Here is a 20,030-nt window from a genome sequence, read left to right on the forward strand (position 1 = left end):
TTCCCCGTAGCTCTTTTTAGGGGAAAGATCGTAGCACGCGTGGGAGGCGGGATATGAACTGGCTCGACCGCTCCCACCGCGGCGACTGCCGCGACCTGATGCGCGCAATGATCGCCGACGGCGTGCGCGTGCAGACGATCGTGACGTCGCCGCCATACTGGGGCCTGCGCTCGTACCTGCCCGACGGGCACCCGGACAAACATCGCGAGATCGGCCAGGAGCCGACGCTGCGCGAGTTCATCGACACGCTGGTCGGCGTATTCGACCTCGCGCGCGAGCTACTCGCCGACGACGGCACGCTCTGGATGAACATGGGCGACGCATACGCTGGCTCATGGGGCGCGCAAGGGCGCGGCGGTCAGATGGCCAGCCGGTCTACGATCAGCGCTCAGCAGATCGCGGCCGCTCAGCGCAAGCAGAGCGGTACCGGCGCGCTGTCTCGCTCTGGACTGAAGGCGAAAGACCTCATGGGCCAGCCGTGGCGCCTCGCGTTCGCGCTTCAGGACGCTGGCTGGTACCTGCGGCAGGACATCATCTGGCACAAGCCGAACCCCATGCCGGAGAGCGTGCGCGACCGGTGCACGAAAGCGCACGAGTACCTGTTCTTGTTGAGCAAGAGCGAGCAGTACTTCTACGACTTCGATGCGATGCAGGAACCGGTCAGCGGCGGCGCACACGCTCGGCGCGAAGCGCAGGGGCTCAAACGCCCGGGCTTCGGACATGGATACGATGCCGCGCCAAAGGATCGATACAAAACCCCGGACGGATGGGCAACGCATCCGGGCGCGCACGGCTCGTTTCACCGCGATGGCCGAGAAAAGGGGCGAAAGCTTTCGGCGGCCGGCAGCGGCGTGAAGAACAACACGAGCATGGATGCTGCGCTTTCAGACATGCGCAGTACCCGCAACCGTCGCAGCGTCTGGACCATCCCGACGCAGTCGTTTGACGGCGCGCACTTCGCGACCTTCCCCGAGGCACTCGTCGAGCCCTGCGTGCTCGCCGGCAGCCGGCCGGGCGACGTTGTGCTCGATCCGTTCTTCGGCAGCGGCACCGTCGGCCAGGTTGCGCAGCGGTTCGGGCGGCGCTTCCTTGGCTGCGAACTGAATCCCGACTACGAGCCGCTGCAGCGCGATCGCCTGCGGCAGCCCAGTTTGATGCTGGGGGGGGCGTGATGGAACGGCAAACCTTGCACGTCGTTTCCCTGTCCGGTGGCAAAGACAGTACCGCGACGCTGCTCGTCGCGCTCGAGCTGCACGGTCGCGAAAACGTACGCGCGGTGTTCGCCGACACCGGCAACGAGCACGAGTCGACGTACGAATACGCGCTTGAATACCTGCCGCGCGTGCTCGACATCACCGTCGACGTGGTGCGCGCCGACTTCACCGACGAATTTGCGACGAAGCGCGCGAACCTCGCGCGGATCGCCGCCGGCGAGCCGGAATCATCTGTGTACGGCAGGCGCGAGTTCATGTACGCGTGGACGCCCGAGGCGGCCGCTCGCGCGCTCGACCTGCTGCACCCGACCGGGAACCCGTTCCTTGACCTCTGCATGGTGCGGGGCGGCTTCCCGTCCCGGAAGCGGCAGTTCTGCACGGAATGTCTGAAGCGGAACCCCCTGACGGAATACGCTCTGAGCCTGATCGACGCCGGGTATTTCGTCGAATCGTGGCAGGGCGTGCGTGCGGACGAGAGCGAGGCGCGTCGGTGGCTTCCGCATTACGAGTGGCGCGGGGGACATTACGCCGTGTTCCGTCCGATCCTGCGCTGGAACGTTGCCGACGTGTTCGACGCGCACGCGGCTGCCGGCATCGCCGCAAACCCGTTGTACCGCGAAGGTATGACGCGCGTCGGCTGCATGCCTTGCATCAATGCGGGGAAGCTCGAATTGCGCGAGATCGCGCGCCGCTTTCCCGAGCACGTTGAGCGCGTAGCGGAGTGGGAGCGCCTCGTATCGGCGGTATGCCGTCCAGGCAGTCCAGTCTCGTTCTTCCACTCCGATTCGTGGCGCGTTGACCGACGTGTGACGCTTATCTCCGATGTCGTCGAGTGGTCGAAGACCACTCGCGGCGGCCGGCAGTACGACCTCCTCGCGGACGCCGAACCGGCGACCGCATGCGCCTCGGCGTATGGACTTTGCGAATGAACGACCTCCCGAATCCTCTCACCCCAGCGGACTGCGATCTGCGCAATTTCCGCGAAATGCCGATCGATGTGCCGCGGCTCCTTGGCTCCGATCTCGTGCACGACGAGTCGCCCGAGGCGTGTTGGTCCGCGATGCTGCTCTGGTGCGTGTCGTGGCACGAGGTGCCCGCCGGAAGCATGCCCGATAACGACGAGTGGCTCGCGAAGCGTGCCGGCTACTGGCATAAGGGCAAGCTCGATCCGACATGGCACCAGGTGCGCGCCGGCGCGCTGCACGGCTGGATCAAATGTACCGACGGGCGCCTGTATCACCCGGTCCTCGCTGAAAAGGTCAACGCGGCGTGGTTCTCGAAGCACCGCCACGCGCACGACAAGCTCGGCGAGCGTATCCGGAAACGCAACAAGGCGAGGGCGGAACGAGGGCTTGCTCCGCTGGAAGTACCCGAATTGGATGCATGGATCGACATGGGCCGCCCGTTGGAGCGCGAACTTTTTCCGTTGGAATTTAGTACTACTTCCAGTGGAAGTGAGAAGACTTCCGGGGGAAAAGGGAAATCTTCCGGAGGAAGTGGAGCTCCTTTCCGTGGTCAAGGCGGGGGAATTCCTCGGGAAGGGTCTGATAGTTCCGCCGGAATTCCTCCGGAAAACGCTCTTAAGGGAGCGGAGCGGAACGGAACAGAACATGTAAACCCAAGCGGCGGCGGCACAGCACAGGCAGTAGCGCGCGACGACGCGCCGATCGCCGCCGCCGCTTTCGTCGAAGTTCTTCGCTCGTCGGGCGTCGGCTTCGCCGCCGATGACGCGCGCTTGGCGAGCTGGCCCGGGCGCGGGGTGACGGCCGACGACCTCCGCGCGGCCATCGCCACGGGGCGCAAGCGCCGTGAGCGCGAGCGGTCCGAGCAGCCGCTGAACCTCGGCCTGCTCGAGCTGATCCTCGGCGATCTGCTCGCCGCGCGCGCTGCGAAGCCGGGCCCCGGGACACGCCCGGTCGGCGACTGGTGGCGCTCGTGGACCGGCATCGTCGAGCACGGCGGCACGCTCGGCGTCGAGCAGGGCCGCGACGAACCTCCGTTCGATTTCAAGCTGCGCGTGTTCGACGCCGCGGGCGACGGCCCGTGGTGGGACGACCACAACCGCGCGTTTCGCAACACTGCCGGCCCCGTCGCGGCCGGCGCTTTGATGGGGGAAGGGCGATGAACTGCAAAGTCGGCGACATGGCCGTGATCACGCGCGGCAAAGCCCGCGACCGCATCGTCGAGGTGAAAGCACCCTACGGCGACTACCTGGGCTTCGGCTTCTGCTGGTACGTCGAGGCACCGACGCCGATCCCGGGGACGGACGTCCTCACGTTTCGGCCGTGCGAGCTGAAGACCGGGTGGATTCCGGACGCGTGGCTGCGCCCGATAAGCGGCGTCCCGGTGACTGGCGACGTGTGCGACGAGGTGACGGCATGAGGGTCTTGGGAATGGATGTGATCGAGTCGCCGCTGTGCGCTGACGTGCCGCGCATGACCGTTTCGCCGCGATTCGCCGAGCTGATGCCCGCCGAGTTCGTGAGCGACTTGAACCGATGGATGCGCGAGTTCTTCGGCACTTCCGACGTGTCGTACATCGTCGAAGGCCGCACGATCGTCATGAGCCCGCGCGCGGCCGCTGCTCTCCGCCGGCAGGCTTCTCAGGCTTCGGTTCGTCCCTGGCACTGGCAAGGGTGGCGGGCATGACGCAGCAATCGCTCATCACGGCGTCGCCGATCGCGCAGCGTGTCGAGTTCGTTGTCCCGGGCAAACCGGTCGCGAAAGGGCGGCCGCGTTTCTCTCGCCGCAACGGCATCGTGCGCACGCACACGCCCGAGGAATCCGAGCGCTACGAAAACCTCGTGAAGATGGCCGCGCGCGCGGCGATGCGCAGTGCGTCGCCGTACGCCGGCCCGATCCGCCTGATCGTGCACATCGGCCTGCCGATTCCGGCGAGCTGGTCGATGAAGCGGCAGGACGCGGCCGCGGCCGGCGCCATCGGCGCGACGAAGAAGCCCGACGCCGACAACGTTGTCAAGGCGTTGAAGGACGGCATGAACGGAGTGGTGTACGTCGACGACGGCCAGGTCGTCGACCTCTGGGTGTCGAAGCGCTACGCGCGCACGCCGGGCGTGCGGATTGAGGCGATCGAGTTGAATTTGAAGTCAGCATAAGGAGCGGGGCCTTGAAAGCAAAATGCAAACTCACAATCAACGAGATGATCGGGAAGATGAAGCCTGGCGTCCGGTATTCGGCGCACGACCTAGCACGCCGCTTGAAGCATCCCGTTTCGTCCGTGCGGCAGCTGCTGTCGCTCGACGTCGCGCTCGCGCGGCTCGACTGCCACTCGGAGAGCCGCGGCCGCATGTACTCACTCGCGGGCACGAGCCGCTCGCCGGGCACGCACGTCGACACGCGCATCCGGCCGGACTTCACGAGCAACCTGACGGGTTACATGGCCGAGCTCAACACGCGCCAGGCGCTGGCGATGATGACGCGGGGTGTGCGATGAGCGATGTCGTCGAGTTCAAATCGGCGTTCGACGCCGTGCGCTTCGCGCTCTGCTACTCGTCGCAGCAGTACGGCGAGACGATGATGGCGAAGCGGCTGCGCGGCGAGTCGATCGGCACCGGCATGGGGCTGGTCGGACTCGACGGAGCGGGGCAGGCCGGAGAGATTCGCCGGCACCTGTGGGAACTGCCCGATCTGCACCTGTCCGTGCTCGTCGCGCGCGCCGCGCCACACGACCTGCCGTGCTCCTGCGGCGCGGCGTGCTGCAGCGGTCGGACGCCGAACCTCGAGTGGCAGGCGGCGGTCGGCTGGCTCATTCGCGCGTCGGCAGCCTACTGTTCGGGCTTTTCGCACTACCGCGTGCGGCGCGCGATCATCGAACGTCTGTTCGGGGTGAAGTGCGACCTGGTCGACATCGCGCACGACTGCGAGGCGCACGTGAACACCGTCAGCAAGCACAACTCCGCGGTACGGAAGTGGATCGAGGGCGACAAGAAGGCCGGCGAGGCGGGCGTCGAGGGGCTCGCATGGTCGGTGATCGAACGGCGGTTCAGCGAGCTCGGATTGCTGCAGGAACGATCGACCGCTTGACAATGTGTGTTTGGCACACAATAATCCGCCATATTCGATACACGTCATACGTGCGTCCGAAGCAAAGAGGCCCGCGAAAGCGGGCTTTTTCGTTTTCGGGGGCGTCTCAGTCGCGACCTGCTGACAATCTCAAAAAGAGAGCCCGCGAACGCGGGCTCTGTCGATTTTGCTCGCCTGCGCTGAAGTCGCGGTTAGCCGGTGATTTGCTTCGCCAAGCTTACGACGCCATCCACGCGGCTTTTGATTGCGTCGATAGTCGTTTGCGAGGCGCTCGTATCAGCGTAGGCGCCGCGAAGCGAGTTGTGAACCGAACGTTGAAATTGGTCGATCTTCTCCTGATCCAGTCCAGCGACGGCGCTAACCAGTACCGACAGAATCGCAGTGTCGGCGATCTTGACGCCGATATTGAACTGCTCTTCAGGGCTTTTTTCGTTGTTGCTCATTTTTACCTCGTCTGCGATGTGGTTGAAAATTGGGCACAGGCCGGTACCCATTTTAAAAAATGGGGGCGCATTTGATTCTTTCAAGAGCCGGTCTCGATGAAGGATGAGATTTTCAAGAAGGGCGGGAAGTCTGGAGTTGTGTCCCGGCCCGTCCCACCTGACGCTCTCTTCGACGACTCGAACTGGATCCGACACATCATGCCGGCCGACGGCGTCGCCGAGTGGGTGAACGAGACGCTCCTGCGCGACGGCGCGCCGCTGCACAACCCTGACCACGAGCACCTGATCGGCGCCGACGTCGCTTACCTCTGGGCTGCCGTCGAGAACGTGCGCCAGATGCGCCGCGTCGTCGGCCAGTGCGAAGAGGTGACGATCCGCGCCGGCGGCTGGCAGCGCGCCCGGCAGGAACAGCAATACCTCGAATGGTTCGGCCGCGTGCCGGCGTTCCTGATCACGCTCGATGCGCACTACGCGCGCGAGTGCAACGATCTGCAGTGGTGCGCGCTCGTCGAACACGAGCTGTATCACATCGGCCAGCGCCTCGATGAGTTCGGCGCGCCGGCCTTCACGAAGGACGGCATGCCGAAGCTCGGCATCCGCGGGCACGACGTCGAGGAATTCGTCGGCATCGTCCGGCGTTACGGCGTGGCCGGCGGCGCGGGCGACACGGCGAAGCTCGTCGCCGCGGCCCAGCGCTCGCCCGAGGTCGGCCACGTCGACATCGCGCGCGCCTGCGGCACCTGCATCCTGCGGGCTGCATAACCCGAACGTTTTCCCGCTATGGCAGCACTTCCCGACGCGATCAAGGTGTTCATCGTGCAGTCGCTGGCGTGCTTCGACACGATCTCGCGCACCGCGAAGGCCGTTCGCGAGGAGTTCGGCGTGGAGGTGTCGCCGCAGCAATGCGAGCGTTACGACCCGACGAAGCGCGCCGGCGCGACGCTCAGCAAGAAGTATCGCGAGATCTTCGAGCGCACGCGCGAGGAGTTCCTCAACGACACGTCGCGCATCGGCGTGTCGCACCGCGCCGTGCGCCTGCGCGCGCTCGACCGTGCCGTCGCGGAAGCGGAGCGACGCAACAATCTGCCGCTGATGGCGCAGCTGCTCGAACAGGCTGCGAAGGAATCCGGCGACGCCTACACGAACCGGCGCCGCCTCGAACACACTGGGGAGAACGGCGGCCCGATCGAGAACAGGACGGTCGTCGTCGATGAAAGCCAGGTCGCAGCCGCCGTCGCCAAACTCGAAGACGAGTATTGACCCCGCCATCGAGCGGGCCGTCCTGAAGGCGAAGTGCGAGCGGGATCACCTGTTCTTCAGCCGGTACTTCTTCAAGCACCGGCAGGCGATCAAGTTCCGCGTCAACTGGCACCACGTGCTGATCGCGGACACGGTGCAGCGCGTGATCGACGGCACGCTAAAGAACGTCGTCATCAACGTGCCGCCGGGCTCGTCGAAGACCGAGCTGGTCGCGATCAACCTGATCGCTCGCGGCCTCGCGCTGAACCCGCGCGCTCGGTTCCTGCACATCAGCTACTCGGACGATCTCGCGCTGTTGAACAGCGAGACGGCGCGCGACATCGTCGCCTCTGGCGAGTATCAGGCGCTCTGGCCGCTCGCGATCGCCGACGATGCGAAGTCGAAGAAGCGCTGGAACGTGATGATCGACGGCCGAAAGGCCGGCGGCGTGTACGCGGTTTCGCTCGGCGGCCAGATTACCGGCTTCCGCGCCGGGCACATGACCGAGGGTTGGCAGGGCGCGATCATCATCGACGACCCGCTGAAGGTTGAAGACGCGTACAGCAAGACCGCGCGCGACAAGGCGAACCGAAAGCTGCTGTCGACCGTGAAGAGCCGGAAGGCGAATCCGGACACGCCGATCATCGTGATCATGCAGCGGCTCGCGGAGGAAGATCCGACGGGCTTCATCAAGGCGCGCAAGCTGCCCGGCGAGTGGGAGTTCATCGAGATCCCCGCGCTGATCACGGACGAGTACGTCGCGAAGTTGCCGGCGCACATCCGCGAGCGCGTCGAGTGCGACGAGCGGGACGCGGACGGCCGGTACAGCTACTGGCCGTACAAGGAACCGCTGCAGGAGCTGCTCGCGTCCGAGAAGGCCGACGCGTACGTCTTCAACGGCCAATACATGCAGCGGCCGTCGCCGCTGGGCGGCGGGATCATCCAGAGCGGCAAGTTCCTGCGCTACGGCGCGCTGCCGCAGCTGCAATACCGGAAGATCTTCGCCGACACGGCGCAGAAGACCGCCGAGCGGAACGACTACAGCGTGTTCGAGTGCTGGGGCCTCGGGTACGACAACCGTGTGTACCTGATCGACCTGGTGCGCGGGAAGTGGAAGGCGCCCGAGCTGAAGCGCCGCGCGATCGACTTCTGGAACAAGCACGCGGCCATCGGCGCCGACGACCCTGGCGCGCCGGTGCTGCGGCAGATGAAGGTCGAGGACAAGTCCAGCGGTACCGGCCTGATTCAGGACATTCAGGCCGAAGGCGGCATCCCTATCGAGGGCATCGAGCGCGTGAAGGACAAGCTGACGCGCGTGATGGACGTCGTCAGCCACATCGACGCCGGCAACGTCGGCGTTCCGCTGGATGCCCCGTGGGTCAGCGACTTCTTGACCGAGTGCGACTCGTTCACAGCTGACGACACGCACATGCACGACGACCAGATCGATCCGATGGTCGACGCAATCAACGACATGCTGGGAGGCGCGAAGGACCTGTCGGTCTGGGAGCGGCTTGCCGGTTGAGCACGACAGGATTTCCCGGAATGTCGAAACGGAAGCAACAGACCCGGCCGCCGCGCGCGCCGGTGGCGACGCACGCCCATCGCACGGTCGACTCGTTCGCCAACTTCGAAGCGCGGCTCGGATGGGGGGCCGACAACCAGGCGTCGGCGGCGCAGTACACGCTGTCGTACCAGAGCCGCAACCGCGTCTGGCTGGAAGCCGCCTACCGCGGTTCGTGGATCGTGCGCGCTGCGGTGGACGCGATCCCGGAGGACATGACCCGCAAGGGCATCGAGATGTCCGGGCTCGATCCGACCGACGTGTCCAAGATGGAGACGGCGCTGACGCGCAAGGCGATCTGGGACCAGCTCTGCGATACCGGCAAGTGGGCACAGCTGTACGGCGGCGCGATCGCAGTGATGCTGATCGACGGCCAGGACATGTCGCAGCCGCTGCGGCGCGAGACGATCGGGAAAGGCCAGTTCAAGGGCCTGCTCGTGCTCGACCGCTGGATGGTTGCGCCACCGGTCGGCGAGGTCGTTACCGAGTTCGGCCCCGATCTCGGCATGCCGAAGTACTACGACGTGCTGCCGTCGACGATCGGCTTGCCGCAGGGGCGCATTCACCACTCGCGCGTGCTGCGAATGGACGGTGAGGCACTGCCGTACTACCAGCGCATCAGCGAAAACGGCTGGGGACTGTCGATTCTCGAGCCGATGTGGGACCGGCTGATCGCGTTCGACAGCGCGACGGTCGGCGCCGGCCAGCTCGTCTACAAGGCGCACCTGCGCACGCTGAGCGTCGAGAAGCTGCGCGAGATCATCGCGGGCGGCGGCCCGGCGCTCAACGGTCTGTTGAAGCAGGTCGAGATGATCCGGCTTGGGCAGTCGAACGAGGGCATCACCCTCATCGACGCGACCGACAAGTTCGAGACGCACCAGTACGCGTTCAGCGGGCTGTCCGACGTCATGCTGCAGTTCGCGATGCAGCTCAGCGGCGCGACGGGCATTCCGCTCGATCGCCTGTTCGGCCAGCAGCCGGCCGGCCTGAGCGACACCGGCGAAGGGTCGCGCCTGCTGTATCACGAGAAGGTGCACACGCGGCAGGAGCGTCGGCTGCGCAACCCGCTGCACGGGCTGCTTGACGTGATGTGCCGGTCGGAAATCGGGCACCCGCTGCCCGAGGACTTCTCGTACGAGTTCAACCCGCTGCAGGAGATGTCGGCCGCCGAGAAGGCGGAGATCGGCAACAAGACGGTCGACTCGGTGACGAAGGCCGTCGACGCCGACCTGATTCCGCGCAGCCAGGGCATGCGCGAACTGAAGGCGTCGGCGCCCGACACCGGCATGTTCGGCGACATCCCCGACGAAGCGATCAAGCAGGCCGAGCGCGATGAAGAGGGCGAAGACCCGCCGGGAATTGATCCGGCGCTTCCGCTCGGACCGGCGCCGGGCGCGGCCGCGCGCACGAACGATTCTCTGCTTCGCAGGCTTTTCCGACGTCGATGATCCTCACCCTCGATCGAAAGCGCGACCGGCGCAAGAACCCGGTTCGGCTGAGCGGTGCCGAGCGGCAGTACGGCAGCCAGTTGCGAAAGATCGCCCATCAGGTCGGCGTGCTCGTGAACGGCTTTCCGGCCGATGACGCGTCGTATGCGCCGACGATCGAGGAACTGTTGCGGCGGTACACCGAGGCGCTCGCGCCGTGGGCCGAGGCGACCGCAGCGCGCATGATCGCCGACCTGAATCGGCGCGACGAGCAGATGTGGATGAAGCAGGCCGCGGACATGTCGCGCGCGCTGCGCGACGAGATCCGCGGGGCGGCCACCGGCGAGACGATGCGTGCGCTCTTGTCCGAGCAGGTGCGGCTGATCAAGTCGATCCCGCTCGACGCAGCCGAGCGCGTGCACCGGCTCACGCTGGAAGGAATCGTCGACAGCACGCGCGCCGCGCAGATCTCGAAGGCGATTCAGGAGTCAGGGCAGGTCGCGAAAAGCCGGGCCGACACGATCGCGAGAACCGAGGTCAGTCGTACGGCCGCGACCCTCACCGAGGCGCGCGCGCTCGACGTCGGCAGCCCCGGCTACTTCTGGCGGACGTCGGGTGACTCGGACGTGCGCGAGGACCATCGCGAGCTCGAAGGCAAGTTTTTCACCTGGGACAAGCCGCCGATCGCGGACAAGCGGTCGGGTGCGCGAGCGCATCCGGGCTGCATCTACAACTGCCGGTGCTGGGCGGAAGTCGTGCTTCCGAAGGGGTGATATGGCGAAGATGAAACGCGACAGCAGCGGATCACTGCTGTTCGAGTGCCCGTGTGGTGAGCTGCACGTCGTCTATCCGCATGGTTGCGATTCCCCGAACCCGGCGCGATGGAATTGGAACGGCAGCGTCGATGCCCCGACGTTGTCGCCGTCGATCCTCGTGTCGTGGCCCGGCCCCGGCGACCGCCAGAACGTCTGCCATTCATTCATCACGGATGGCCGGATCCAGTTCTGCGGCGACTGCACACACGAGCTCGCCGGGCAGACGGTCGAGATTCCGGATTGGGTGGACTGAACGTGACGACACATCGAACGACGTTGCGCGTGCGAGTGCGCACCGCATGGTGGTTGCCGCTGTACGTGCGATCCCTAGCCGTCTGGTGCCGGATCACACGCACCGAGCCCGATTACGAGCGAGTCCGTGGCGTCATCGCGCGCGGCGTCCGAACCAGCATCGAAGACTGATATGCGCATTTTCACCACAGACCACGCGTGCACGTGCGGCTCGCATGCGCCGCGCGCCCGCGCGCATACCCGCGACGGCATCACCGCGTCGGGCGTGTACGCGACCGAGCAGCTCGGCGAGCGGCAGTCGATCACGCCGGAAGGCTTCCTGCTCTGCGAGGCCGTGCCGATCGCGCGCGTCGGCGCGCAGGACTACGCCTATTTCGAGCTGCCCGAGATCGAGGCAAAGGACGGCGTCATCGTCGCCGAGCGCACCGCGGAGGTGCTGTTTGCCCCCGAGACGCTTGCCAGCTTCGAAGGCAAGCCGATCACGATCGACCATCCGCCGGATTTCGTGACGCCGGCTAACTACATGTCGGTGGCGCGCGGCACGGTCCGCAACGTGCGGCAAGGCGAAGGCGACCAGGCCGAGCTGATGCTCGCCGACCTGTTGATCACCGACGCCGAAGCGATCCGTCGCGTCCAGAGCAAGGGCGCGGACGCGCTCACGCAGGTCAGCAATGGCTACGACGCCGACTACGAACAGATTGCGCCTGGGCGGGCGCGACAGGTGGTGATCGTGGGCAACCACGTCGCCCTCGTGAAAAGCGCCCGCTGTGGCCCCGTGTGTTCGATCGGGGATAGCAGTTCCAACCTACTCCCGACAGGAGATGCAAGCATGGCAACCAAGAAAGGCTCCAAGTTCGTCGACGCGTTGCGCAAGGCGTTCATGACGCGCGATTCCGAAGCGTTCGAGAAGGTCGCGAGCGAGATGACCGGCGACGAAGGTGGCGAGGGTGGCGACGGCCAACCCCAGATTCACATCCACATGCCCGGCACCGGCACCGATCCGAAGGCGGGTGTCTCCGCGACTGGCGACGATGGCGCGGGCGGTGGCGAAGGCGATCCGCTGAAGCAGGTGCTCGACGCGATCCAAGCCACCAACGGCAAGATCGATGCGCTGGCCGATCGCGTGACGAAGCTCGAAGGCGGCGGCACGCCGACCGGCGACGGCGATGACGACGATCTGGACGGCACCAGCACGACGGACAACGACGGTGCCGGCGAAGGCGGCGACGACAAGCCCGGCGCGCGCACGGGCGACAGCTCCGCGCTGCGCGACCAGTTTCAGGACGCGCTCTCGCGCGCCGAGATCCTCGCGCCGGGCGTGCGGCTGCCGACGTTCGATGCGAAGGCGGTCCGCAAGAAGACGGTCGACGCCATCTGCGTGCTGCGCCGCCGCGCGCTGCGCGCCGCGATGGACAACGAGAACGCCGAACTGGTGAAGTCGGTGGTCGGCGGCGCGAACGTCGCCAGCATGACCTGCGATTCCGTCGCGGCGTTCTTCAATGCCGCGTCGGAGCTCGTGCGCAGCAAGAACTCCGGTATGACGCAGCGCCGGACGAACGATTCCACTCAAACCGAGCGGAAAGACATCAACGAAATCCACGCGGAATTCTGGAAGGTCCGCAAGTAAGGAGCCGACATGCCCTCGTTGCAAGCTTATCAATATCGCATGCCGGCAGGCTTTGCCGGTGACCTCCAGCGCGCCGAAGTCGCCACGATCGAGACGCAGCTGATCGACCCGGCGGCACCGCCGACGGCGTTCGGCGTTCCCGTGAAGATGGTGAACGGCAAGATCCAGCCGATCAACAACGCGGCCGACACGGCGGCGCTCGTATACGGCGTGAACCTGCGCGCGTATCCGATCCAGGGCAACGGCACGGATCCGCTCGGGACGTCGACGCCGCCGACGAGCGGCGTGACCGACATCCTGAAGCGCGGCTACGAGAACGTCGCGCTCGGCGGCACCGCGCCGGCCACGAAGAACGGTACGGTGTACGTGCGCGTCGCGGCGGCGGCCGCCGGCAAGCCGCTCGGTGGTTTCGAAGCGGCGGCCGACGGCACGAACACCGTTGCGATGCCGGCGAACTGGTACTTCACCGGCCCGGCCGACGCATACGGCATCGTCGAAATCGCCGTCAACATCTGATCCGGCGCTGAACAGCGCTTCACCCGAAGCCCCGCAATCGCGGGGCTTTTGCATTTCTGGAGCCATTACATGGACATGTCCGAACTGAAGCACCTGCGCCGGGCCGGGGCCTCGATCCCGATGTCGGCGGCCGTCGCGGACGCGACGCGCCGGCTGATCCGCGCGCGTACGCAGGACCAGCAGTACACGTACGATCGCCAGACGATCGACTCGACCGGCGCATTCCTCGTCGGGCAGCTCGAACGCCTCGACCAGACGCTGAACGAGCCGCTCGTCGAGTACACCTGGTCGCGCGACATCTACATCCGCAGCGACGTGTCGGCGGCCGACGAAGTCGCGTCGTTCACGAACTCGGCGTTCGGGATGAGCGGCGGTATCAACCCGAACGGCCTGAACTGGATCTCGAACGAGGGCAACGCGCTCGCGGGCCCGTCGGTCGACATCGGCAAGACCGCACAGCCGATGCTGCTCTGGGGTGCCGAAGTCAAGTACACGGTGCCCGAGCTGATCAAGTCGCAAGCGCTCGGCATGCCCATCGACTCGCAGAAGGTCGAGGCGATGAACATGAAGCGCAACATGGACCTCGACCAGATCGTCTACTACGGCGATCCGCAGATGAGCTTCACCGGCCTGGTGAACTCGACCGGCGCCGTCGGGAGCGTTTCGAACGTCGCGAACGGCGCGGCCGGTACGCCGCAGTGGAACACGAAGACGCCGGACGAAATCCTGAAGGACGTCAACGAGATTCTGACGTCGGCGTGGCAGGCGTCCGGCTGGAAGGTGAAGCCGAACCGCCTGATGCTGCCGCCGGCAACGCTCGGTGGCATCGCGTCGCGCCTGATCAGCACGGCCGGCAGCAAGTCGATCCTGACGTACCTGCTCGAGAACAACATCTGCACGCAGCAGGGCACGCCGCTCGAAATCCTCGAGCTGAAGTGGCTGATCGGCGCCGGCGCGGGCGGCACCCAGGGGCAGCTCAACACCGTCGACCGGATGGTCGCGTACAACAGCGACAAGAAGTACGTCCAGTTCCCGATGACGGACCTGCAACGCACGCCGCTCGAGTACCGCTCGCTGTTCCAGATCACGACCTACTGGTCGCGTATCGGCCGCGTCGAGTGGCGTTACGGCACGACGGCGGCTTACCGGGACGGGATCTGACATGGCGAAGATGGCGAAGATCAACGTTGTGACGGCGTTCACGATCCGGCTGCTCCACGAGGGCGAGGAGGTCGTCCGCCGCGTCGAGGCCGGTGTGCAGGAGGTCGAGGACTTCATCGCCGAGCACTGGTACGCGAAGGCGCACACGGGCCCGCTGCCGGAGAAATCCGGCGATGTGGGTGACCCGCAAGGCGCCGCGACCGATCAGGCTGCGGCGCTCGCCGCGGCGAAGGCTGATCTCCAGGCTAAGTCGGACCGCCTCGAAAAGCTGCGCACCGAGCTCGATACGTTCGGCAAGGGGCTGGACGACCGCGCGGCCGCGCTCGACACGCGCGAAGCTGCGGTCGCGGCGAGCGAGCAGGATCTCGCCGCGCGGGTCGCGGCCTTCGAGGCAGCCCAGAAGGACGCCGCGGCGGCTGCGAAGGATGGCGCAGCCGACGGCGCGGCGCAGAAGTCCAGCAGTGGGAAGAAGGCATAATGGCCTCCCGGCGCCGCGCCGTGAAGGCGCGCGCCGGGCATCCGCTCATTGGCAAGGTGACACGTGGATATCGCCCAGTTCCGACAATCGTTCCCCGAGTTCGACGCAGCTACGTATCCGGATCCGCTCGTCCAGTTCTGGATGACCGTGGCGGTGTCGCTCGTCAATGCTGACCGGTGGCGCGAGCTGACCGATCTGGGTATCGCGCTGGTCACGGCGCATCATCTCGCGCTCGCGCTGAAGGACCAGAAGACTGCCGCAGTCGGCGGCGTGCCCGGGCAGGTCACTGGGCCGCAGTCGTCGAAGGCCGTCGACAAGGTGAGCGCGAGCTACGACACCGCGGCTGTCGCCATCAAGGATGGCGGCTTCTGGAACGCCACGATGTACGGCGTTCGCTATCTCAGCCTCGCGCTGATGATGGGCTCGGGCGGCATTCAGCTGTAGCGCCGCCGCTGCCCGTCGGGAGAAATCCAATGGGCAGTATGAAAATCGATCGCCTCGACGAGGTGCTGAAGTCGATCAGCGGGCTGGTACAGAAGGAGGTGCTGGTCGGTGTGCCGGACAGCACCGCCGGCCGAAAGGACGAGGGCGAGCCGCTCAGCAACGCCGAGATCGGCTACATCATGGAAAACGGCTCGCCGGCGAACAACATCCCGGCGCGGCCGCACTTGGTGCCGGGTGTGCAGGACGCGCGGCCGAAGTTCGAGCCGCACCTGCAGAAGGGTGTCGAGGCGGCTCTCGACGGCGATCTTGAGAAGGTCGATCGCAGCCTGAATCGCGCTGGTCAGGTTGCGGTGAACTCGGTGCGCGCGAAGATCAACAGCAACATCGCTCCCAAACTCGCCGACTCGACGCTGGCCGCGCGCCGGCGCCGCGGCGTCACGCGGGAGAACACGCTGGTCGACACCAGCCAGTATCGGAACGCGACGACGTACGTCGTGCGCCGCAAGAAGTAGTTTTCAGTCTCCCTGATGCGAGGGCCGCCATGCGCGGCCTTTTTTCGTTGGTGCGCTCGCTATGGCCTTCCTCGACGTAACTGATGTCCTGCTCGATCCGGATTTCATGGACACGGGCCTGATCTGCAACCGCATGACGCAGACGATCGACGGCCACGGCCGCGCACAGAACACCGCAGTATCGACGCCGTTCGCCGCCGTCGTGACGAGCGACAAGGGGGACATCCTGCACCGCAACGCGGACGGTAGCCGAATCATCGGCTCGATCACGCTGCACACGATGTTCCGCCTGATGGACGGCAGCGCCGGCCACGACGCCGACGAAGTCGTGTGGGCGGGCCGCACCTACACCGTCGTCAACGTGAACGACTACTCGCACTTCGGCCGCGGCTTCGTCTGTGCGACGTGTGACCTGAAACCTCTTTCGGGATGACCTCATGAACGACAGCTCGACCGGCGGATACCTGGCGCCAGCCGTCGATGCGCCGCCGGCCGAGGACGACGATCTCGACGATCTGGTCCATGACCTGATCGCTGGCGTCACGGCGCTGCCGCCCGACCTTGTTCGGCCGCGCTGGCAGCCGACCGTGCCGAAGCAGCCTGAGCCGTCCATCGACTGGTGCGCGTTCGGCGTCCAGGAGCAGGAGCCGGACGCAGGCCCCGCGATCCAGCATGACGGTACCGGAGAGGGGCACGACACGTACATCCGGCACCAGGACATCGACGTCATGTGCACGTTTTACGGGCCGCGCGCGAAGGGATACGCGCAGCGGCTCGCTGACGGCATCGCGATCCCGCAGAACCGCGAGCAGCTCCAACTTCAGGACATGGCATTCGTCCGCGTCGGTGCGATTCGCGCGGCGCCCGACCTGGTCAACCAGCAGTGGGTGCGGCGCTACGACATGACCGTGACGCTGCGCCGCAAGATCACCCGGACCTACGCGGTCCTCAACCTCAAATCGGCCACCGTGGCGACGACGACCGACTCGTCGACGCCGGTGGCCGGTGTTTCGAACATCCACTCGTAGGGGACCAGCATGTCCAACGGATTGCCGGTGTCGCGTCTGATCCACGTGACGATCAACCTTGCCGCTCTCGCGGCGCAGGGCGCGAACATGAACACCGGGCTGATTCTCGGCCCGTCCGCCATCATCGATACCAACGAACGTGCGCGCTCGTACGGCGGCATCGACGAGGTGACGTCCGACTTCGGCACGAACACGCCGGAGTACTTCGCGGCCGCGCTGTATTTCAACCAGGTGCCGCAGCCGCAGCAGTTGATGATCGGCCGGTGGGCGAAGACTGCGACGTCCGGGTCGCTGCGTGGCGGCCTGCTGTCGACGGCGCAGCAGGATATGACCGCCTGGAAGGCGATCACGACCGGCGCCTTCAACATCACGATCGACGGCACTGCGAAGACGGTCACCGCGCTCGATTTCTCGGCGCAGACGAACCTGAACGGGGTCGCGACGGTGATCAACGCGAAACTGACCGGCGCGACGATCGCGTGGAATGGCTCGCAATTCGTAGTGACGTCGAGCACGTCCGGCACCAGCTCGACCGTCGGGTACGCGACCGCACCGGGCAGCGGCACGGACGTATCCGCCATGCTGGGCTTGACCAGCAGCCTCGCCGGTACGCCGGCGGCTGGCATTGCACCGGAACAGCCGGTCGACGCTGCGGCGGTGTTCCTCGATCGCTTCGCGAACATGTTCCTCGGTCTCGACTTCGCTGACGCGTCGATCACCGACGCGCAGCACATCGCGGTCGCGAACCTCATCGAAGCCGACCAGCGGCACATCTATGGCATCACGACGCAGAACCCGCAGGTGCTGGACTCGACCGTGTCGACCGACATCGCGAGCAAGCTGCAGGCGCTGAAGCTGAAGTACACCATCGTGCAGTACTCGAGCGCGACGCCGTATGCGGTGTCGTCGCTGCTCGGCCGACTGCTGACGGTGAACTTCAACGGCAACAACACGACGATCACGCTCATGTTCAAGCAGGAGCCGAGCGTCGCCGCTGAACAGCTGACCAGCACGCAGGCGAACACGCTGCAGGCGAAGAACTGCAATGTATTCGTCAACTACAGCAACGATACGTCGATCATCCAATACGGCGTGACGCCGAGCGGCCTGTTCGCCGACTCGGTCTACAACGCGATCTGGTTCCGCAACCGCATCGAGACGGACGTCTACAACCTGTTGTACCAGAGCCCGACGAAGATTCCGCAGACCGACGGCGGCAACGCGCAGATCGCGGCGACGATCTCGTCGTCCTGCGAGGCGGCAGTGAACAACGGGTATCTGGCACCGGGGGTCTGGAATTCGGCTGGCTTCGGCGCACTGAATCAGGGCGACACGCTGGCCCAGGGCTACTACGTCTATGCGCCGCCGATCGCGACTCAGTCGCAGGCCGATCGCGAGGCGCGCAAGTCGGTCACGTTCCAGGTCGCGGCGAAGGAAGCCGGTGCGATCCACAGCGTCGACATCCTCGTCAACGTCAACCGCTAACAGGGGCATCTCAACATGACGACTTACAGCTTTCAGGACGTCGCGGCGACGATCGTCGGCCCGGGCGGTGCGTTCTCGCTCGGCTACGGCGAAGCGACTGCGGAAGAAGGCATCACGATCGTGCGCGCGGGCGATAAGAACACGATGACGATCGGCTCGGACGGCGAAGGCATGCACAGTCTGCATGCCGACAAGTCCGGGCAGGTCACGCTGCGCTACCTGAAGACCGCGCCGATCAACGCGAAGTTGATGGCGCTGTACGACGCGCAGTCGCTCGACAGCCGCCTGTGGGGCAAGAACCTGATCGAGGTTCGGCAGACGGCGGCCGGTGACGTGCTGACCGCGCGCAGCTGCGCGTTCAAGAAGGCGCCGGACCTGAAGTACGCGAAGGACGGCGACATCGTCGAATGGGTCTTCGACTCGATCAAGATCGACAACATCTTAGGCACGTATTAGGCGCGTTCGCGCTTGTGATCGAGCTTGGCGAACTCCCGGCGGGCGAAGATGGCGGCACCGCAGAAGGCAGCATGGGCTTCCGCTTCCGTTCCGTAGGTTCCGAGATAGACGTTCTCACCTCGATGGCTCATCTGAGCAAGCCATCGATGGGGTCCGAGTTGTCGGACGCCGCGGGAGTTTTCCACGTCGAACACCGAGTTCGCCATGTTCTTCAGGCGCGTCGCCTCGCGGAGATTCGCGGCCTTGTTGTTGGTGCGGTCGCCGTCAACGTGATCAACCTCGGCTTCAGGGAAGCGGCCATGGTGTAGCGCAAACGCGATTCGGTGAGCATAGAACAGAACGCGTTTCCCGTTCTCATCCTTGAACGGCAACATCAAGTAGCCGTTCGCGACACGACCGCCTGCGACTTTGCCTGCGTACAGGCTGTTGAACCGCCGGCATACAGCCGCGGTGCTGAAGTGGGATTCGGGACGGGTGCGCCACGTCAATATCCCAGTGGCTGCATCGTAATTGAGGCACTCGCGCAGGTATTCGATAGGCAATTCACGCATTGTTTTTCTAGGGTATATATGAACAAGGACATTGTCTATTTTGACGCTGAGCACGTCAATGTCGAGGGTCGCCAATCATGACGACCGAAGTTCAACTCAACGGCACGCGATACGTGATCGGCAAGCTGAGCGCGATGCAGCAGTTCCACGTATCTCGGCGCATCGCGCCGATCATCCCGCCGATGATCCCGGTGCTGATGAAGTTCTATGCCGAGCTCGAGCAGGCCGACGTAGCACGCGAGCAGGCGCGCGCGAACGCCGCGCTCGCGGCTCTCGAAGAAGCCGGTGGCACGGAAGCGCAGGACACCGCACCGCCGGCACCCGAGGCGGATCGCTCGCGCGAGCTCCTGTCGCTGGTCGACGCGATCGCGCCGGTGCTGCAGCCGTTCGCAGATGCGTTGGCCGGTCTGAAGGACGAGGACGCCGAATACGTCTTCGGCACGTGCCTGTCCGTTGTCGAGCGCTGGCAGGGGGCGGGCTGGGCGAAGGTCTGGAATACCGCTCACAAGACGTCGATGTTCGACGACATCGGCATCGACGTGATGCTGCCGCTCGTTGTGCGCGTGGTGGTGGCGAACCTCGGCCCTTTTATCAGCGGGCTGCTTACCAGCCAAGCGAGCAGCCCGGCGGCGACGTAGGCTGGATTCGCACGCTGCCCGGCGGTGAGGACTGGCTGCTCGCTCCGGTACATGCGCAGATGTGCCGGTACGAGTCGCTTCTCGACGGAACGCTCGGCCTGGCCGACGTTGCGCTCATGAACGATTCCCTCGCCGTC

General features: G+C 65.6%; 27 protein-coding genes. 25 read left to right on the top strand and 2 right to left on the bottom strand.

What is annotated here, in order from left to right; genetic code table 11:
* Positions 1-53 precede the first annotated feature (53 nt).
* The 8 genes from HWX62_RS31440 (at position 54) to HWX62_RS31475 (ending at position 5,257) form a co-directional block, all read left to right on the top strand.
* The gene (locus HWX62_RS31440; protein ID WP_175932465.1) at positions 54-1,172 is read left to right on the top strand and encodes a site-specific DNA-methyltransferase; all 1,119 of its coding nucleotides are present in this window, start codon (positions 54-56) and stop codon (positions 1,170-1,172) included.
* The gene (locus HWX62_RS31445) at positions 1,169-2,143 is read left to right on the top strand and encodes a phosphoadenosine phosphosulfate reductase family protein (RefSeq protein WP_175932466.1); all 975 of its coding nucleotides are present in this window, start codon (positions 1,169-1,171) and stop codon (positions 2,141-2,143) included. Before HWX62_RS31440 ends, HWX62_RS31445 begins: the two co-directional genes overlap by 4 nt.
* A complete protein-coding gene (locus tag HWX62_RS33155; RefSeq protein WP_244136123.1) occupies positions 2,140-3,339 on the top strand; it encodes a YdaU family protein in 1,200 nt (399 codons plus the stop codon). The genes HWX62_RS31445 and HWX62_RS33155 overlap by 4 nt, the downstream gene beginning before the upstream one ends.
* Complete coding sequence (locus tag HWX62_RS31455; protein WP_175932467.1) at positions 3,336-3,596, top strand: hypothetical protein; 261 nt, start codon at positions 3,336-3,338, stop codon at positions 3,594-3,596. The genes HWX62_RS33155 and HWX62_RS31455 overlap by 4 nt, the downstream gene beginning before the upstream one ends.
* A gap of 11 nt (positions 3,597-3,607) precedes the next feature.
* Positions 3,608-3,862, top strand: a complete 255-nt coding sequence (locus tag HWX62_RS31460) for a hypothetical protein (RefSeq protein ID WP_175932468.1) — start codon at positions 3,608-3,610, stop codon at positions 3,860-3,862.
* Complete coding sequence (locus HWX62_RS31465) at positions 3,859-4,329, top strand: RusA family crossover junction endodeoxyribonuclease (protein WP_175932469.1); 471 nt, start codon at positions 3,859-3,861, stop codon at positions 4,327-4,329. The genes HWX62_RS31460 and HWX62_RS31465 overlap by 4 nt, the downstream gene beginning before the upstream one ends.
* Positions 4,330-4,430: 101 nt before the next feature.
* Positions 4,431-4,667 carry a hypothetical protein gene (locus tag HWX62_RS31470; protein WP_244136124.1) on the top strand — a complete coding sequence of 79 codons (237 nt, stop codon included), beginning with the start codon at positions 4,431-4,433 and terminating at the stop codon, positions 4,665-4,667.
* Positions 4,664-5,257, top strand: a complete 594-nt coding sequence (locus HWX62_RS31475) for a hypothetical protein (RefSeq protein WP_059898327.1) — start codon at positions 4,664-4,666, stop codon at positions 5,255-5,257. Before HWX62_RS31470 ends, HWX62_RS31475 begins: the two co-directional genes overlap by 4 nt.
* A gap of 191 nt (positions 5,258-5,448) precedes the next feature.
* Here HWX62_RS31475 and HWX62_RS31480 read toward each other — a convergent pair whose 3' ends face one another.
* A complete protein-coding gene (locus tag HWX62_RS31480; protein ID WP_175932471.1) occupies positions 5,449-5,700 on the bottom strand; it encodes a hypothetical protein in 252 nt (83 codons plus the stop codon).
* A gap of 198 nt (positions 5,701-5,898) precedes the next feature.
* Here HWX62_RS31480 and HWX62_RS31485 point away from each other — a divergent pair, with 198 nt between their 5' ends.
* The 16 genes from HWX62_RS31485 to HWX62_RS31560 all read left to right on the top strand — a co-directional run bounded on the left by HWX62_RS31485 (position 5,899) and on the right by HWX62_RS31560 (position 18,704).
* Positions 5,899-6,462 carry a putative metallopeptidase gene (locus HWX62_RS31485; RefSeq protein ID WP_244136125.1) on the top strand — a complete coding sequence of 188 codons (564 nt, stop codon included), beginning with the start codon at positions 5,899-5,901 and terminating at the stop codon, positions 6,460-6,462.
* Between the two features lie 18 nt (positions 6,463-6,480).
* Positions 6,481-6,960 carry a DUF2280 domain-containing protein gene (locus HWX62_RS31490; RefSeq protein ID WP_175878887.1) on the top strand — a complete coding sequence of 160 codons (480 nt, stop codon included), beginning with the start codon at positions 6,481-6,483 and terminating at the stop codon, positions 6,958-6,960.
* Positions 6,911-8,464, top strand: coding sequence for a phage terminase large subunit (gene terL / locus HWX62_RS31495; RefSeq protein WP_175932473.1), 1,554 nt, complete (start codon positions 6,911-6,913; stop codon positions 8,462-8,464). The genes HWX62_RS31490 and terL overlap by 50 nt, the downstream gene beginning before the upstream one ends.
* A 20-nt stretch (positions 8,465-8,484) precedes the next feature.
* Complete coding sequence (locus HWX62_RS31500) at positions 8,485-9,951, top strand: DUF1073 domain-containing protein (protein WP_175932474.1); 1,467 nt, start codon at positions 8,485-8,487, stop codon at positions 9,949-9,951.
* Positions 9,948-10,703 carry a phage minor head protein gene (locus HWX62_RS31505; protein ID WP_175932475.1) on the top strand — a complete coding sequence of 252 codons (756 nt, stop codon included), beginning with the start codon at positions 9,948-9,950 and terminating at the stop codon, positions 10,701-10,703. The genes HWX62_RS31500 and HWX62_RS31505 overlap by 4 nt, the downstream gene beginning before the upstream one ends.
* Before the next feature lies 1 nt (position 10,704).
* Complete coding sequence (locus HWX62_RS31510) at positions 10,705-10,998, top strand: DUF6527 family protein (RefSeq protein ID WP_124503269.1); 294 nt, start codon at positions 10,705-10,707, stop codon at positions 10,996-10,998.
* A 171-nt stretch (positions 10,999-11,169) separates the two neighbouring features.
* Positions 11,170-12,624 carry a DUF2213 domain-containing protein gene (locus HWX62_RS31515; RefSeq protein ID WP_175932476.1) on the top strand — a complete coding sequence of 485 codons (1,455 nt, stop codon included), beginning with the start codon at positions 11,170-11,172 and terminating at the stop codon, positions 12,622-12,624.
* A 9-nt stretch (positions 12,625-12,633) separates the two neighbouring features.
* A complete protein-coding gene (locus HWX62_RS31520; RefSeq protein WP_059584227.1) occupies positions 12,634-13,140 on the top strand; it encodes a hypothetical protein in 507 nt (168 codons plus the stop codon).
* Between the two features lie 69 nt (positions 13,141-13,209).
* A complete protein-coding gene (locus tag HWX62_RS31525; protein WP_175932477.1) occupies positions 13,210-14,301 on the top strand; it encodes a DUF2184 domain-containing protein in 1,092 nt (363 codons plus the stop codon).
* A gap of 1 nt (position 14,302) precedes the next feature.
* Positions 14,303-14,779: a hypothetical protein gene (locus HWX62_RS31530; protein WP_175932478.1), complete on the top strand. Its 477-nt coding sequence runs from the start codon at positions 14,303-14,305 to the stop codon at positions 14,777-14,779.
* 63 nt (positions 14,780-14,842) lie between these two features.
* Positions 14,843-15,223, top strand: a complete 381-nt coding sequence (locus HWX62_RS31535; protein ID WP_175932479.1) for a DUF4054 domain-containing protein — start codon at positions 14,843-14,845, stop codon at positions 15,221-15,223.
* 29 nt (positions 15,224-15,252) lie between these two features.
* Positions 15,253-15,735: a hypothetical protein gene (locus HWX62_RS31540; RefSeq protein ID WP_175932480.1), complete on the top strand. Its 483-nt coding sequence runs from the start codon at positions 15,253-15,255 to the stop codon at positions 15,733-15,735.
* A gap of 61 nt (positions 15,736-15,796) precedes the next feature.
* Positions 15,797-16,168: a hypothetical protein gene (locus HWX62_RS31545; protein WP_175932481.1), complete on the top strand. Its 372-nt coding sequence runs from the start codon at positions 15,797-15,799 to the stop codon at positions 16,166-16,168.
* A gap of 4 nt (positions 16,169-16,172) precedes the next feature.
* The gene (locus HWX62_RS31550) at positions 16,173-16,763 is read left to right on the top strand and encodes a hypothetical protein (protein WP_175932482.1); all 591 of its coding nucleotides are present in this window, start codon (positions 16,173-16,175) and stop codon (positions 16,761-16,763) included.
* 9 nt (positions 16,764-16,772) lie between these two features.
* A complete protein-coding gene (locus HWX62_RS31555) occupies positions 16,773-18,248 on the top strand; it encodes a DUF3383 domain-containing protein (RefSeq protein ID WP_175932483.1) in 1,476 nt (491 codons plus the stop codon).
* 15 nt (positions 18,249-18,263) lie between these two features.
* Positions 18,264-18,704 (top strand): phage protein, encoded by a 441-nt coding sequence (locus HWX62_RS31560; RefSeq protein WP_175932484.1) that lies wholly within the window; start codon positions 18,264-18,266, stop codon positions 18,702-18,704.
* Here the strand turns inward: HWX62_RS31560 and HWX62_RS31565 are convergent.
* Positions 18,701-19,330 carry an HNH endonuclease gene (locus HWX62_RS31565; protein ID WP_208458656.1) on the bottom strand — a complete coding sequence of 210 codons (630 nt, stop codon included), beginning with the start codon at positions 19,328-19,330 and terminating at the stop codon, positions 18,701-18,703. The genes HWX62_RS31560 and HWX62_RS31565 overlap by 4 nt on opposite strands.
* Before the next feature lie 2 nt (positions 19,331-19,332).
* On the opposite strand from HWX62_RS31565, the gene HWX62_RS31570 reads away from it, so the two are divergent.
* Complete coding sequence (locus HWX62_RS31570; protein ID WP_175932486.1) at positions 19,333-19,893, top strand: phage tail assembly chaperone; 561 nt, start codon at positions 19,333-19,335, stop codon at positions 19,891-19,893.
* Positions 19,894-20,030: the final 137 nt, after the last annotated feature.

The sequence above is a fragment of the Burkholderia sp. BCC0506 genome, from assembly GCF_902833145.1.
Classification (GTDB): Bacteria; Pseudomonadota; Gammaproteobacteria; order Burkholderiales; family Burkholderiaceae; genus Burkholderia.